General features: G+C 37.5%; 28 protein-coding genes. All 28 read left to right on the top strand.

Annotated features, from left to right (window positions below; all coding sequences use genetic code 11):
- The first annotated feature begins 9 nt into the window (after positions 1 to 9).
- Entirely contained in the window at positions 10 to 705 is a 696-nt protein-coding gene (rplC, locus tag T513_RS0110880; RefSeq protein ID WP_029070230.1) for a 50S ribosomal protein L3, read from the top strand.
- A 23-nt stretch (positions 706 to 728) separates the two neighbouring features.
- Entirely contained in the window at positions 729 to 1,352 is a 624-nt protein-coding gene (gene rplD, locus T513_RS0110875) for a 50S ribosomal protein L4 (protein WP_029070231.1), read from the top strand.
- Positions 1,352 to 1,642 carry a 50S ribosomal protein L23 gene (rplW, locus tag T513_RS0110870; RefSeq protein ID WP_029070232.1) on the top strand — a complete coding sequence of 97 codons (291 nt, stop codon included), beginning with the start codon at positions 1,352 to 1,354 and terminating at the stop codon, positions 1,640 to 1,642. The genes rplD and rplW overlap by 1 nt, the downstream gene beginning before the upstream one ends.
- Positions 1,643 to 1,703: 61 nt before the next feature.
- Positions 1,704 to 2,537, top strand: a complete 834-nt coding sequence (rplB, locus tag T513_RS0110865; protein WP_029070233.1) for a 50S ribosomal protein L2 — start codon at positions 1,704 to 1,706, stop codon at positions 2,535 to 2,537.
- A gap of 17 nt (positions 2,538 to 2,554) precedes the next feature.
- Positions 2,555 to 2,824: a 30S ribosomal protein S19 gene (gene rpsS, locus T513_RS0110860; RefSeq protein ID WP_029070234.1), complete on the top strand. Its 270-nt coding sequence runs from the start codon at positions 2,555 to 2,557 to the stop codon at positions 2,822 to 2,824.
- Positions 2,825 to 2,842: 18 nt separating this feature from the next.
- Entirely contained in the window at positions 2,843 to 3,175 is a 333-nt protein-coding gene (gene rplV, locus T513_RS0110855) for a 50S ribosomal protein L22 (protein ID WP_029070235.1), read from the top strand.
- A gap of 11 nt (positions 3,176 to 3,186) precedes the next feature.
- Positions 3,187 to 3,840, top strand: a complete 654-nt coding sequence (gene rpsC, locus T513_RS0110850) for a 30S ribosomal protein S3 (protein WP_029070236.1) — start codon at positions 3,187 to 3,189, stop codon at positions 3,838 to 3,840.
- A 2-nt stretch (positions 3,841 to 3,842) separates the two neighbouring features.
- On the top strand, positions 3,843 to 4,253 hold the full coding sequence (rplP, locus tag T513_RS0110845; protein ID WP_029070237.1) for a 50S ribosomal protein L16: 411 nt from the start codon (positions 3,843 to 3,845) through the stop codon (positions 4,251 to 4,253).
- 3 nt (positions 4,254 to 4,256) lie between these two features.
- Positions 4,257 to 4,451 carry a 50S ribosomal protein L29 gene (rpmC, locus tag T513_RS0110840; RefSeq protein ID WP_029070238.1) on the top strand — a complete coding sequence of 65 codons (195 nt, stop codon included), beginning with the start codon at positions 4,257 to 4,259 and terminating at the stop codon, positions 4,449 to 4,451.
- Positions 4,452 to 4,462: 11 nt separating this feature from the next.
- Positions 4,463 to 4,723: a 30S ribosomal protein S17 gene (rpsQ, locus tag T513_RS0110835; protein WP_029070239.1), complete on the top strand. Its 261-nt coding sequence runs from the start codon at positions 4,463 to 4,465 to the stop codon at positions 4,721 to 4,723.
- A 24-nt stretch (positions 4,724 to 4,747) separates the two neighbouring features.
- Positions 4,748 to 5,116: a 50S ribosomal protein L14 gene (gene rplN / locus T513_RS0110830; RefSeq protein WP_029070240.1), complete on the top strand. Its 369-nt coding sequence runs from the start codon at positions 4,748 to 4,750 to the stop codon at positions 5,114 to 5,116.
- Positions 5,117 to 5,130: 14 nt separating this feature from the next.
- The gene (gene rplX / locus T513_RS0110825; protein ID WP_029070241.1) at positions 5,131 to 5,451 is read left to right on the top strand and encodes a 50S ribosomal protein L24; all 321 of its coding nucleotides are present in this window, start codon (positions 5,131 to 5,133) and stop codon (positions 5,449 to 5,451) included.
- 16 nt (positions 5,452 to 5,467) lie between these two features.
- Positions 5,468 to 6,007 (top strand): 50S ribosomal protein L5, encoded by a 540-nt coding sequence (gene rplE, locus T513_RS0110820; RefSeq protein WP_029070242.1) that lies wholly within the window; start codon positions 5,468 to 5,470, stop codon positions 6,005 to 6,007.
- A 16-nt stretch (positions 6,008 to 6,023) separates the two neighbouring features.
- A complete protein-coding gene (locus tag T513_RS0110815; RefSeq protein ID WP_029070243.1) occupies positions 6,024 to 6,209 on the top strand; it encodes a type Z 30S ribosomal protein S14 in 186 nt (61 codons plus the stop codon).
- 31 nt (positions 6,210 to 6,240) lie between these two features.
- Positions 6,241 to 6,633, top strand: a complete 393-nt coding sequence (rpsH, locus tag T513_RS0110810; RefSeq protein ID WP_029070244.1) for a 30S ribosomal protein S8 — start codon at positions 6,241 to 6,243, stop codon at positions 6,631 to 6,633.
- A 25-nt stretch (positions 6,634 to 6,658) separates the two neighbouring features.
- Positions 6,659 to 7,204 carry a 50S ribosomal protein L6 gene (rplF, locus tag T513_RS0110805; RefSeq protein WP_029070245.1) on the top strand — a complete coding sequence of 182 codons (546 nt, stop codon included), beginning with the start codon at positions 6,659 to 6,661 and terminating at the stop codon, positions 7,202 to 7,204.
- 24 nt (positions 7,205 to 7,228) lie between these two features.
- On the top strand, positions 7,229 to 7,585 hold the full coding sequence (gene rplR / locus T513_RS0110800; protein WP_029070246.1) for a 50S ribosomal protein L18: 357 nt from the start codon (positions 7,229 to 7,231) through the stop codon (positions 7,583 to 7,585).
- Positions 7,586 to 7,600: 15 nt separating this feature from the next.
- Positions 7,601 to 8,164 carry a 30S ribosomal protein S5 gene (rpsE, locus tag T513_RS0110795; RefSeq protein WP_029070247.1) on the top strand — a complete coding sequence of 188 codons (564 nt, stop codon included), beginning with the start codon at positions 7,601 to 7,603 and terminating at the stop codon, positions 8,162 to 8,164.
- 13 nt (positions 8,165 to 8,177) lie between these two features.
- Positions 8,178 to 8,360 carry a 50S ribosomal protein L30 gene (gene rpmD / locus T513_RS0110790; protein ID WP_029070248.1) on the top strand — a complete coding sequence of 61 codons (183 nt, stop codon included), beginning with the start codon at positions 8,178 to 8,180 and terminating at the stop codon, positions 8,358 to 8,360.
- Between the two features lie 11 nt (positions 8,361 to 8,371).
- Positions 8,372 to 8,812, top strand: a complete 441-nt coding sequence (rplO, locus tag T513_RS0110785; RefSeq protein WP_029070249.1) for a 50S ribosomal protein L15 — start codon at positions 8,372 to 8,374, stop codon at positions 8,810 to 8,812.
- Positions 8,813 to 8,814: 2 nt separating this feature from the next.
- Positions 8,815 to 10,113 (top strand): preprotein translocase subunit SecY, encoded by a 1,299-nt coding sequence (secY, locus tag T513_RS0110780; RefSeq protein WP_031590106.1) that lies wholly within the window; start codon positions 8,815 to 8,817, stop codon positions 10,111 to 10,113.
- Positions 10,114 to 10,139: 26 nt separating this feature from the next.
- The gene (locus T513_RS0110775; RefSeq protein ID WP_029070251.1) at positions 10,140 to 10,793 is read left to right on the top strand and encodes an adenylate kinase; all 654 of its coding nucleotides are present in this window, start codon (positions 10,140 to 10,142) and stop codon (positions 10,791 to 10,793) included.
- Complete coding sequence (gene map, locus T513_RS0110770) at positions 10,793 to 11,539, top strand: type I methionyl aminopeptidase (RefSeq protein WP_031590105.1); 747 nt, start codon at positions 10,793 to 10,795, stop codon at positions 11,537 to 11,539. The genes T513_RS0110775 and map overlap by 1 nt, the downstream gene beginning before the upstream one ends.
- Before the next feature lie 11 nt (positions 11,540 to 11,550).
- Positions 11,551 to 11,772, top strand: coding sequence for a translation initiation factor IF-1 (gene infA / locus T513_RS0110765; protein ID WP_029070253.1), 222 nt, complete (start codon positions 11,551 to 11,553; stop codon positions 11,770 to 11,772).
- A gap of 22 nt (positions 11,773 to 11,794) precedes the next feature.
- Positions 11,795 to 11,908, top strand: a complete 114-nt coding sequence (rpmJ, locus tag T513_RS0110760; protein ID WP_029070254.1) for a 50S ribosomal protein L36 — start codon at positions 11,795 to 11,797, stop codon at positions 11,906 to 11,908.
- Positions 11,909 to 11,925: 17 nt separating this feature from the next.
- Positions 11,926 to 12,291 carry a 30S ribosomal protein S13 gene (gene rpsM / locus T513_RS0110755; protein WP_029070255.1) on the top strand — a complete coding sequence of 122 codons (366 nt, stop codon included), beginning with the start codon at positions 11,926 to 11,928 and terminating at the stop codon, positions 12,289 to 12,291.
- Positions 12,292 to 12,308: 17 nt separating this feature from the next.
- The gene (gene rpsK / locus T513_RS0110750) at positions 12,309 to 12,704 is read left to right on the top strand and encodes a 30S ribosomal protein S11 (RefSeq protein WP_029070256.1); all 396 of its coding nucleotides are present in this window, start codon (positions 12,309 to 12,311) and stop codon (positions 12,702 to 12,704) included.
- 51 nt (positions 12,705 to 12,755) lie between these two features.
- The gene (locus tag T513_RS0110745; RefSeq protein ID WP_029070257.1) at positions 12,756 to 13,700 is read left to right on the top strand and encodes a DNA-directed RNA polymerase subunit alpha; all 945 of its coding nucleotides are present in this window, start codon (positions 12,756 to 12,758) and stop codon (positions 13,698 to 13,700) included.
- The last annotated feature ends 3 nt before the right edge of the window (positions 13,701 to 13,703 follow it).

Here is a 13,703-nt window from a genome sequence, read left to right as displayed (position 1 = left end):
GTGTAACTCATGAAAGGAATCTTAGGCCGTAAGATCGGTATGACTCAAGTTTTCACTACTGACGGTAAGTTAATCCCAGTAACAGTTGTAGAAGCAACTCCAAACGTTGTTCTTCAGAAGAAGACAGTTGAAACTGATGGATACAATGCTGTACAGGTTGGTTTCGAAGACAAGAGAGAAAAATTAGCAAACAAGCCAGAACTTGGACACGTAGCTAAAGCAAACACTGCTCCTAAGCGCTTCATCAAAGAATTTCGTTATGACGAAATGATGAGTTATGAAGTTGGTCAGGAAATTTCAGTTGATAGCTTTGCTGCTGGTGAAATCGTTGACGTTCAGGGAACTAGTAAAGGTCACGGATACACTGGTACAATCAAGAGATTTGGTTATCAGCGTACTCCAATGGCTCATGGTGGAGGTCCTAACCACAGACACGCTGGTTCAATGGGGCCAATCGCTCCAAATAGAATTGCTCCAGGTAAGAAATTACCAGGACAGTATGGACATGTTACAAGAACAGTTCAGAACTTAGAAGTAGTTGCTGTTGATGCAGCTAACAATTGTATCTTAATCTCAGGATCAGTTCCTGGACCAAAGAAAGGTTTAGTTGTTATTCATTCAGCAGTTAAGAAAAACGGAAAGGTAAACGAAGCTAAGGAATTAGTTTCTTATGCTAAAGAAGAAGCTGCAGCAGCAGCTGAATAATGAAGCGAGAGGAGGAAATAGACATGGCAAAAGTTGCATTATTAAACCAGAAAGCTGAAAACGTTGGTGAAATCGAATTAAACGATGCGGTATTCGCAATCGAACCAAACAATCAGGCAATCTTTGATATGGTATTACTACAGAGAGCTTCATTAAGACAGGGGACTCATAAGGTTAAAGGTCGTTCTGAAGTAAGAGGCGGCGGAAAGAAACCTTGGAGACAGAAAGGTACAGGTAGAGCTAGACAGGGATCTACACGTGCTCCTCAGTGGGTAGGTGGAGGAACTGTATTTGGTCCTACTCCAAGAAGCTATAAATTCAAATTAAATAGAAAAGTAAGAAGACTTGCATTAAGATCTGCATTATCTCAGAAATTAATCGACAATGAATTCACTGCTTTAAATGATTTAGCATTTGATTCAATTAAGACTAAGAACATGAAAGAAGTAATGACTGCGTTCAATACTCCTAGAAAAGCATTAGTTGTTGTTGATGAATTAAATGATAATGTTGCATTATCTGCAAGAAACTTATCAAATGTTAAGTTAATCGATGCTAAGCATGTAAACGTTTATGATATTTTAGATAGCACAAACTTATTCATGACTGAAGCAGCAATCAAAGCTGTTGAGGAGGTACTTGCATAATGGCACACATTACTGATGTATTAAAGAAACCTGTTTTAACTGAAAAATCTATCAGATTAATGCAGGATGAAAACAAGTATACTTTCGATGTAGATGTTAACTCTAACAAGACTGAAATCAAACAGGCTGTTGAAGCTATGTTCAATGTAAAAGTAACAAGCGTTAACACTATGAACATTAAAGGTAAAACAAAAAGAGTTGGTCGTTACGTTGGTAAGACTAACGCAAGAAAGAAAGCAATCGTTTCTTTAGCTGAAGGAAATACAATCAACTTATTCGGTGAAGAATAATCATTGCTAAAACTTTATTGGGATGCACTCGTCCCAGAGACTAAATAAGGAGGAACAAACAATGCCTATTAAAGCATATAAGCCTACTACTAACGGTCGTCGTAATATGACAGCATTGACTAAAGAAGAAATCACTGCTCAGAAACCTGAAAAGTCATTATTGACAACTGTTAATAAGAAAGCTGGACGTAACAACCAGGGTCAGATCACTACTAGACATCATGGTGGTGGACATAAGAGAAAATACAGAATTATCGATTTCAAGAGAAATAAAGATAATGTACCTGGTAAAGTTGCTACTATCGAATATGATCCAAACAGATCAGCAAACATCGCATTAATCAACTATGCAGATGGTGAAAAGAGATATATCTTAGCTCCTAAGGGGTTAGAAGTTGGTCAGACAATCGTGTCTGGTGAAGAAGTGGATATCGTAACTGGTAACTCATTACCAATGGGTAACATGCCAGAAGGTACTTTAATCCACAATATTGAAATGCATCCAGGAAAAGGTGGACAGATTGCTAGATCTGCTGGTGTATCTGCTCAGATTCTTGGTTTCGAAGGAAAATACGCTACAATCAGATTAAGTTCTGGTGAAGTGAGAAAATTCTTAAAAGTTTGCCGTGCTACTGTCGGTGAAGTTGGTAATGAAGATCATTCATTAGTTAACATCGGTAAAGCTGGTAGAAATCGTTGGAAAGGTATCAGACCTACAGTTCGTGGTTCTGTAATGAACCCTAACGATCACCCTCATGGTGGTGGGGAAGGTAAAACTTCAATCGGTCGTAAAGCTCCACTTACTCCTTGGGGTAAAAAAGCTATGGGTGTTAAGACTAGAAATAGTAAGAAACATTCTAATAAATTAATCGTACGTAGAAGAAACGGTAAATAATAGGAGGAGAAGAAAACATGGCAAGAAGCTTGAAAAAAGGGCCTTTCGTTGATGAACACTTAATGAAAAAAGTGGAAGCTTTAAATGCTTCAGGCAAAAAAGAAGTAATCAAAACTTGGTCAAGAAGATCTACAATCTTCCCTCAGTTCATCGAACATACATTCGCTGTCTATAATGGAAGAGAACATATTCCAGTATATGTAACTGAAGATATGGTTGGTCATAAGTTAGGAGAATTCGCTCCAACTAGAACATTCAAAGGTCATATCACTGACGGAAAAGCGTAATTTGAGGAGGATATAAACATGGAAGCAAGAGCGCAAGCTAAAAACATTCGTGTATCTGCTCAAAAAGCCAGATTAGTCGTGGACTTAGTTAGAGGTAAGAGTGTCAAGGATGCATTAGGTATTCTTGAATATACGAATAAAAGTGCTACACCTGCAATTATCAAAGTAATTAGCTCAGCTGCAGCTAATGCTGTACATAATGAAGGTGCAGACAAAGATAAATTAGTTATTAAAGAAATTTATGTAGACGAAGGTCCTACATTAAAGAGATTCCGTGCTAAAGCAAAAGGACAGGGAACTCAAATCTTAAAGAGAACATGCCACATCACTGCTGTGGTAGAAGAAAAATAGGAGGAAAGACAATGGGTCAGAAAGTAAGTCCAGTAGGATTCCGTGTTGGTGTTAACCGCGATTGGAGTTCAAGATGGTATGCAGATAATAAAGAATTCGCAACATTACTTCATGAAGATTTAAAAATCCGTAATTTCCTTCAGGAAAAACTATCAAGAGCATATGTTGCAAAGATCGATATCGAAAGATCTAAGAAGAGAATCAATATCTTCGTTCATACTTCACGTCCTGGTGTTGTCATCGGTAAAGGTGGAGAAGCTATTGATGCTTTAAGAAAAGAAGTTGTTAAGTTAGTAGACGGTAAACAGGTTTACATCAACGTTGTTGAAATCAAGAACGCTGATACAAACGCTCAGTTAGTTGCTAAGAGAATCGCTGAACAGCTTGAAAACAGAGCTTCATTCAGAACAGTTCAGAAGAGAGCTATCCAGTCAGCTATGAGATCAGGTGCTAAAGGTATCAAAACTGCAGTATCAGGTCGTTTAGGTGGAGCTGATATGGCAAGAACTGAAGGATACTCTGAAGGTAATGTACCTCTTCATACATTAAGAGCTGACATTGATTATGCTACAGCTGAAGCTGATACTACTTATGGTAAGCTTGGTGTAAAAGTCTGGATCTGTAAGGGAGAAATTCTTCCTGAGAAAAACAAGGAGGACAAATAATCATGTTAATGCCTAAGAGAACAAAATATAGAAGACCTCATAGAATTAAATATGAAGGTAAGACTAAAGGTGGAAAATTTGTTGCCTTTGGTGAATATGGTCTTGTTGCCCAGGATGGTGCTTGGATCACTTCAAGACAGATTGAAGCAGCCCGTATCGCTATCAATAGATACATGAACCGTGAAGGACAGGTTTGGATTAGAATCTTCCCTCATTTAGCAAAAACTAAGAAGCCATTGGAAGTACGTATGGGTTCAGGTAAAGGTTCTCCAGAAGAATGGGTTGCAGTTGTTAAAGAAGGACGAGTTATGTTTGAAGTAGCTGGTGTATCTGAAGAAGTAGCAAGAGAAGCATTAAGACTTGCTGCACATAAGTTACCTATCAAATGTAAAGTCATTAAGAGAGGTGAGTAACTCATGAAAGTCGCAGATATTAGAAATATTGAAACTACTGAATTACTTAAAAAAGTAGAAGAGTTCAAAAAAGAGTTATTTAGTTTAAGATTTCAGCAGGCTACTGGACAGTTAGAAAATACAGCTCGTATCAGAGAAGTTAGAAAGTCAATTGCTAAAATCAAAACTGTAATTAGAGAAAGAGAATTAGAAAAATAGGAGAGATGAGTATGGAAAGAAACGATCGTAAAGTTTACACTGGAACAGTCATCTCTACTAAGATGGATAAGACTATCACTGTTCTTGTAGAAACACATGTATCTCACAAGTTATATGGTAAACGTATGAAATCATCTAAAAAGTTCAAAGCACATGATGAAAATAACGTTGCTAGAACTGGTGATATCGTTAAGATTATGGCAACTAGACCATTATCTGCAACAAAACGTTTCCGTTTAGTAGAAGTCGTTAAGAAGGCAGAAATCATTTAATTCTTCTGAAAGGAGGTCACAACAATGATCCAAAACGAATCAAGATTAAAAGTCGCTGATAACACTGGTGCAAAGGAAGTATTAGTCATCAGAAATTTAGGCGGTTCTAATAGAAAAACAAGCAACATCGGTGATGTCGTTGTTGCATCAGTAAAACAGGCTACTCCAGGTGGTACAGTAAAGAAAGGTGAAGTTGTAAAGGCAGTTATCGTAAGAACAAAATATGGTGTAACTCGTGAAAACGGTTCTTACATCAGATTCGATGATAACGCATGTGTAATCATCAAAGATGATAACTCACCTAAAGGGACTCGTATCTTTGGCCCTGTTGCAAGAGAGTTAAGAGATGCAGATTTCATGAGAATCGTATCATTAGCTCCTGAAGTATTATAGGAGGATAAGAAACGATGAAAGTACGTGTTGGTGATACAGTTATGGTTATCGCTGGTAGCGATAAAGGTATGACAGGAGAAATCCTTTCTATCAACCATAAAACAAATAAAGTCGTAGTTGAAGGTGTCAACAAAGTTAAAAAACATATCAAACCTTCTCAGTCTGATCCAGAAGGTGGAATCCAGACAGTTGAAGCTCCAATCGATGCTTCTAACGTTGCATACTATGACACTAAAGCTAAAGCTAAAGTTAAGCTTGGTTATAAATTTGAAGATGGCAAAAAAGTCAGAGTTAATAAAGCTACTGGTGAAGTCATCAAAGAAAATAAGAAATAATCTATAGGAGGCAATCATGAACAGATTACAGGAACGTTATAATAACGAAATCAGTAAGAACTTAATGGCTAAGTTCAACTATAAATCAATTATGCAGCTTCCTAAGATGGAAAAAATCGTCTTAAATATTGGTGTTGGTGATGCAGTTACTAACTCTAAATTATTAGACGAAGCTGTAGAAGAATTAACTTTAATCTCTGGTCAGAAACCAATCATCACTAAAGCTAAGAAATCTATCGCAGGTTTCAAAATCCGTGAAGGACAGGCTATCGGATGTAAGGTTACTTTACGTGGAGAAAGAATGTATGAATTCTTAGATAAATTAGTATCTATCTCTTTACCACGTGTAAGAGACTTCAGAGGTGTTCCAAATAACTCTTTTGATGGAAGAGGTAACTACACTTTAGGTGTTAAGGAACAGTTGATCTTCCCTGAAATTGATTTCGATAAGGTCAACAAATTAAGAGGTATGGATATTGTATTCGTTACAACTGCTAAGACTGATGAAGAAGGTAAAGCATTGTTAACTGAATTAGGTATGCCTTTTGCTAAATAGGAGGACAAAATAGACTATGGCAAAAACATCAATGAAAATTAAACAGCAGCGTCCTCAGAAATTTCAGGTTCGTGAATATACAAGATGCGAACGTTGTGGACGTCCACATTCAGTTATGAGAAAGTTTAAGCTTTGTCGTATCTGCTTCAGAGAATTAGCTTATAAAGGTGAAATTCCTGGAGTTAAAAAAGCAAGCTGGTAATATTTAACCCAACAGGAAGGAGGATTTGCAAATGGTAAACGATCCTATTGCAGATATGTTAACAAGAATTCGTAATGCTAATCAGCAGAGACATGAAGAAGTTTCAATTCCAACTTCTAAATTAAAAGTTGAATTAGCTAAGATCCTTACAAACGAAGGTTTCGTAGCAGGATATAGAGTCGAAGGTGAAGGTGTTAAATCTAACATCGTTATCACTTTAAAATATAAAGGTAATGAAAGAGTAATCACTGGTCTTAAGAGAGTTTCTAAACCAGGTTTACGTCAGTACGCTAAGTCAAATGAAATTCCTAAGGTATTAAACGGTTTAGGAATCGTCATCTTATCAACTTCTCAGGGGCTTTTAACAGATAAAGAAGCTAGAGCTAAGAACATTGGCGGAGAAGTATTAGCTTACATCTGGTAATAAAAAAAATACAGGAGGTAATACGATGTCTCGTATTGGTTTAAAAGTCATCAATGTACCTGAAGATGTCACAGTAACAATTGCTGAAGATAATACTGTTACAGTTAAAGGTCCTAAAGGAGAATTAACAAGACAGTTTGCTGATGTCATTACAATCGCTCAGGAAGGTAATGAAATCCGTTGCTCAAGAGCTAACGAAGTTAAGCACACTAAACAGTTACATGGTACAACAAGAGCCTTAATCGCAAACATGATTGAAGGCGTTAAAAATGGATTTGAAAAGAACCTTGAAATCGTCGGTATTGGTTACCGTGCTCAGATGAAAGGTAATAAATTAGTATTAAATGTTGGTTTCTCTCATCCAGTAGAAATCGATGTTGAAGAGGGTGTTAAAGTAGAATGCCCTAGCCAGACTCAGATCAAAGTATCTGGTATTTCAAAAGAAAGAGTCGGCGAAGTTGCTGCGCAGATCCGCGCTGTCAAGAAACCAGAACCTTATAAAGGTAAAGGTATTAAGTACACTGATGAAAGAATCATCAGAAAAGAAGGTAAGACTGCAGGTAAGAAGTAGTCAAACTAAGGAGGATATAGGATCATGGCAAAGAAATTGTCAAGAAACGATGTTCGTGTTAGACGTCATCTTAGAGTTCGTAAAAAAATCTCTGGTACTCCAGAATGTCCTAGACTTAATGTTTTCCGTTCAAACAAAAACATTCATGCTCAGATCATTGATGATGTGAATGGTGTAACTTTAGCATCTGCTAACTCAGTAGAATTAAAGTTAGAAAACGGTTCAAACATTGAAGCTGCTAAGACAGTTGGTACAGAAGTTGCTAAAAGAGCATTAGCTAAGAATATTGAAGTAGTCGTATTCGATCGTGGTGGATACATCTATCATGGTAGAGTAAAAGCACTAGCAGAAGCTGCTAGAGAAGCTGGACTTAAATTCTAAGAGGGAGGTTAAATAATGGAACAGCGTAAACCAAGAAATGATCGTAATAACGGTCAGAGAAGAAATGGTCGTAGAAATAACAAAAGAAGACCTAGAGTTGAAAAAGAATTTGAAGAACGTGTTGTCACTATTAACCGTATCACTAAAGTTGTAAAAGGTGGACGTAAAATGCGTTTTGCTGCCTTAGTTGTCATCGGAGACAAAAAGGGTAGAGTTGGATTCGGTACTGGTAAAGCTCACGAAGTACCTGATGCAATCAGAAAAGCAAGCGAAGCTGCTAAAAAGAACCTTATCAATGTTTCAATCAAACATGGTACAATCCCTCATGAAATTAAGGGTCAGTTCGGTTCTGGATATGTATTCTTAAAACCTGCTGCTGAAGGTACTGGAATCATCGCTGGTGGACCAGTCAGAGCGGTTGTAGAATTAGCTGGTTATTCAGATATCTTATCTAAATGTATTGGTTCTAGAACACCAATTAACATGGTAAGAGCAACTATCAAAGGTTTATCAGAAATGAAGACTGCTGAACAGGTAGCTGCATTAAGAGACAAAACTGTTGAAGAAATTTACGGTTAAGGAGGAGCTTTAAATGGCAAAATTATCAATTACTCTTACAAAGAGCCCAATTGGTGCTAAGAAAAACCAGAAGGCTACTCTTAAAGCCTTAGGTTTAACTAAAATGCACAAGACTGTCGAAAGAGAAGACAATGTCTATACTCAAGGTATGATCAACACTGTTAGACACCTTGTAACAGTAGAAGAAAAACAGTAGGAGGTGCGATCATGAAATTACACGAATTACATTACACTGAAGGTGCACGTAAAGAAAGAAAACGTGTAGGACGTGGAACAAGTTCTGGACATGGTAAGACTTCTACAAGAGGTCAGAAAGGTCAGGGCGCTAGATCAGGTGGAGGTAAGAAACCTGGTTTCGAAGGTGGACAGACTCCATTATTCATGCGTTTACCAAAACGTGGTTTCACAAACGTTAATAGAAAAGAATTTGCAATTGTTAATGTTGAAGATTTAAACAAATTCGAAGCTAACGCAGTAGTAGATTTTGAAGCTTTAAAAGCTGCTGGTTTAGTTAAAAAAGAATTAGATGGTTTAAAAATCTTAGGTAATGGTGAACTTAGTGTTGCTTTAACTGTTAAAGCTAACAAGTTCTCTGCTTCAGCGGTTAAGGCCATCGAAGCTGCAGGTGGAAAAACTGAGGTGATCTAAAGGTGATTAACTTTTTAAAGAATGTCTTTAAAAAAGGTGAATTGCGTAGAAAGGTCATCTTCACACTTGGTATGTTGTTTGTGTTCCGTTTAGGAGCAGCCGTTACAATTCCATATATTGATACAAGCAGTTTAACTTCTGCTGCTACCAACTCTGGTATTTTCGGTATTATGAACATGCTAGGTGGAGGTACTTTAGAGAGATTCTCCCTATTTTCATTGGGGGTTTCTCCATATATTACTTCTTCCATCATTATTGAATTATTATCAATGGACGTTATTCCTGTCTTAGCTCAATGGCAGAAGGAAGGTAATAACGGTAAGAAGAAAAAAGACAGAGTCACAAGATTCCTGACATTAGCTCTTGCAGCTATTCAGGGTGGCTCTCTTACATATGCATTTGATAAGGGGTATGGCATCTTAACTCAGTCATCACTTTACACTTATGTATATGTTGTCTTGATTATGGCTGCTGGTTCAATGTTTGCAATGTGGATTGGTGATCAGATTACAATCAAGGGTATCGGAAACGGTACTTCATTGTTGATCTTCACTGGTATTGTTGCCAATTTACCAAATCAGTTCTTGACTTCATACGATACAATGGTATCTTATAAGTCGACAATGACAGCTGTAACAAGCATTGCATGGTATGCGTTATTTGTACTTGCTTACTTAGCAATCATGGTGTTTGTTGTTTATACGGAAGGCGCTATTCGTAAGATTAAGATGTTCTATCCTACAAACTCACAGACAATCATGCGTACAAAGGAAGATACACATATGCCATTGAAGATTAACAGTTCATCTGTAATTCCTGTTATCTTCGCGGCCAGTGTACTTGCTGCTCCTAGAACTATCATTAGTTTCATGAAGAGTACAAGCACAATGACTGCTATTGATAATATTTTGAATTATCAGAAGCCTGTTGGTTTTGTCCTATATGTTATCATGATTGTATTCTTCACATTCTTCTATTCAAATCTACAGATTGATGCTAAAAAGATTTCTGAAGATCTTAAGAAGAGTGGAGGCGCAATTCCTGATGTCAGACCAGGGGTTGATACTAAGAAATATATCGGTACAGTGTTAAATAGAATCACTGTAGTTGGTGCATTGTTCTTAACAATCATTGCTGCAATTCCTATCATTGTTCCGGTTGTTTGGACAGCTACTGCTGATAATGCCTTATCACTTGGTGGTACTGGTTTGATTATCGTGGCTGGTGTTGCCCTTGAAACAATCCGTCAGATCAGAAGTATCCTTACTCGTAAAGAGTACCATGGATACATTAGAAAATAAGTAGTTTAATAAGGAGTGGTCGTACAATGAACATTATTTTAATGGGTCCTCCTGGTGCAGGAAAAGGGACTCAAGCAAAGAAACTTGTAGAAAAATATGGACTAGTTCAGATTTCTACAGGAGACCTATTCAGAGCTGCAATTAAAGAACAGAATAAGTTTGGAGTAATTGCTAACTACTTTATAAAATATGGATATCTTGTACCTGATGATTTTACTAATGAAATGGTCTATGACTATTTAAAAGAACATTTATCAGAGTTCAAGAATGGATTCATTTTAGATGGTTTCCCAAGAACAGTTGTTCAGGCTAGAGAGCTTGAATCTTGGGAAAGAGAATTTGGATTCAAGATTGACGCAAATGTTAATCTTGATATCCCTGAAGAAGAATTAATTGGAAGATTATCTGGTAGAAGAACATGTAGAGAATGTGGTAACACATTCCACATCATGTACAAACCACCAAAGGTTGAAGGCGTATGCGATGTCTGCGGTGGAGAATTATATCAGAGATCTGACGAAAGCGAAGAAGCCGTTAAGGTTAGACTCGCTACATACGAAAAACAGACTCGCCCACTCATTGACTATTATGCAATGAAAGGTTCGCTTAAGAACGTTGACGGCAATCAGTCAATGGAAGATGTTTTTAAAGCAATAGAGGATGTTTTGGAGGATAAATAATGATTACTATCAAAGATTCAAGAGAAATTGAATTGATGAGACATGCTGGTCATGTTGTTGGACTTGTTCATCAAGAATTAGAAAAATGGCTTAAGCCAGGTTTAACAACAAAAGAAGTTTCAGACTTCTGTGAAAAGATTATCCGTGAGGAAGGTTGTACACCTAGCTTCCTAAACCTTTATGGTTTCCCTGGAGCTGTCTGTGTATCTGTAGGAGACACAGTTGTTCATGGTATCCCAGATAACTATGTCTTAAAAGATGGTGACATTATCTCAGTTGACGTGGGAGCCTGCTGGAAAGGTTATCATGGCGATAGTGCCTGGACCTATGTAGTAGGTACTCCTAGCGACGACGTCAAACATCTCATGGAAGTGACTGAGGCTGCATTATTTGCAGGTTTGGCCCAAGTTAAACCTGGAAATCGCTTATCCGATATATCTCATGCTGTGCAGACTTACTTAGAGAGTCATGGTTGTACAACACCTAGAGACTACACAGGTCATGGAATTGGTACTGAGGTTCATGAAGATCCATCTGTTCCAAACTGGGGAGCTCCTGGTAGAGGTCCACGTTTGAAAAAAGGTATGGTACTTGCGATTGAACCAATGGCCCATCTTGGCGGTGAAGAAGTCTATACATTAGATGATGGTTGGACTGTAAAAACAAAAGACCATTCTCTAGCAGCTCATTACGAGCATACCGTAGCAATCACTGATGATGGCTATGAGATTATGACAAAAGTTTAAGAGGTAAAAGTATGGCAAAGAAAAACGACGTGATTGAAGTCGAAGCTACTGTTGTTGAAACATTGCCTAATGCACAGTTTCAAGTTCAGTTAGAAAACGGAGTTACTATTCTTGCTCACGTTTCTGGTAAAATCCGAATGAACTACATCCGCATTTTACCGGGGGATAAAGTAACAGTCGAAATTAGTCCGTATGATTTAACACGTGGGCGCATCACATTTAGACATAAATAATACCCAACAGGAGGTAATAAAGATGAAGGTTAGAGCATCTGTAAAACCAATGTGTGATAAATGCAGAGTAATTAGAAGAAAAGGGAAAGTCATGGTAATCTGTGAAAACCCTAAACATAAGCAAAGACAAGGTTAATTTAGGAGGAACTATTAATGGCTCGTATAGCAGGTGTCGATATCCCACGTGATAAACGTGTGGTTGTTTCTTTAACTTACGTATATGGTATTGGTCTTACTACATCTAAAAAGATCTTAGCTGCTGCTAATGTATCTGAAGATGTTAGAGTTAAAGACTTAACAGAAGAAGAAGAAACTAGAATTAGAAAAGAAGTAGAAAAGATTAAAGTTGAAGGTGATCTTCGTAGAGAAACACAGTTAAACATTAAGAGATTAATGGAAATTGGTAGCTACAGAGGTATCCGTCATAGAAAAGGTCTTCCAGTAAGAGGTCAGAAGACTAAGACTAACGCAAGAACTCGTAAAGGTAAAGCGCGTCCAATCGCTGGTAAGAAGAAATAATTTAGGAGGAAAGCTCAATGGCAAAAGCAACAAAGAACACACGTGGTAAAAGACGTGTTAAGAAAAATATCGCTAAAGGTATTGCTCATGTTCATTCAACATTCAACAATACAATTGTAACTATTGCTGATGAAAATGGTAATGCTGTCACTTGGTCTAGTGCTGGTGCATTAGGATTCAAGGGATCAAGAAAATCAACTCCATATGCTGCTCAGATGGCTGCTGAAGCTGCTGCAAAAGCTGCTATGGATCATGGAATGAAACAGGTTGAAGTAAACGTTAAGGGTCCTGGACCTGGACGTGAATCTGCAGTTAGAGCTTTATCTGCTGCTGGACTTGAAGTAACAGCAATCACTGATGTTACTCCTATCCCACATAACGGATGCCGTCCACCAAAACGTCCTCGTGGATAATCATAAGAAGGTTAAATCACATTCATAATTATCTCTAAGAGGAGGAACAAAATGCAGAAATTTGAAAAAGCAAACTTCAACGTTGAAACTTATGATGAAGACAACAACTACGGTAAGTTTGTCATCGAACCTTTAGAAAGAGGTTTCGGTACAACAATCGGAAATGCATTAAGAAGAATCTTACTTTCTTCTATGCCTGGTTCTGCAGTCTTCGCTATCAAGATTGATGGTGCAATTCATGAGTTCTCAGCAGTTGACGGTGTCGTAGAAGATGTTACATCAATTATCTTGGCCATCAAGAAGTTAGTATTCGATATCGATACTGATGAAGATGTGACAATGGTCGTTGACGTGACTGGACCAGCAACTGTTACTGGTGCAGACATTCAGTGTCCATCAGAAGTCAAAATGGTTTCAAATGATTTAGTTATCGCTCACGTAGCTGAAGGTCATCGTCTATACATGGAAATGTATGCACATAAAGATCGTGGTTACCAGAGTGCTGACCAGAACAAGAAGTATGTGAATACAATTGGTGTAATCCCAACTGATTCCATCTTCTCACCTGTAGTCAATGTCTCTTATAAGACAGAACCAACTAGAGTTGGTCAGTCTGCTAAATATGACCAGTTAACAATGGAAATTACTACTGATGGTTCAATTAAACCTCATGAAGTACTTGCGTTAGCTGCAAAAATCTTAGTTGAACACTTGAACATGTTTGTTGAATTAACTGATGAAGCCATGAATATGGAAGTCATGAGTGAAGTTCAGCAGGATACTGGAAACAAAGTACTTGATATGACAATTGAAGAATTAGACTTATCTGTTCGTTCTTACAACTGTTTAAAACGTGCTGGAATCCAGACTGTTCAGGAATTAGCTTCTAAAACTGAAGATGACATGATCAAGGTTAGAAATCTTGGTAAAAAGTCATTGAAAGAAGTAAAAGAAAAGTTATTAGAATTAGGTTTAGGCTTCAAGCCTGTAGACTAATTA

Source organism: Kandleria vitulina DSM 20405 (genome assembly GCF_000702065.1).
Taxonomy (GTDB): domain Bacteria; phylum Bacillota_I; class Bacilli_A; order Erysipelotrichales; family Coprobacillaceae; genus Kandleria; species Kandleria vitulina.
This window is presented reverse-complemented; position numbering and strand designations above follow the sequence as displayed.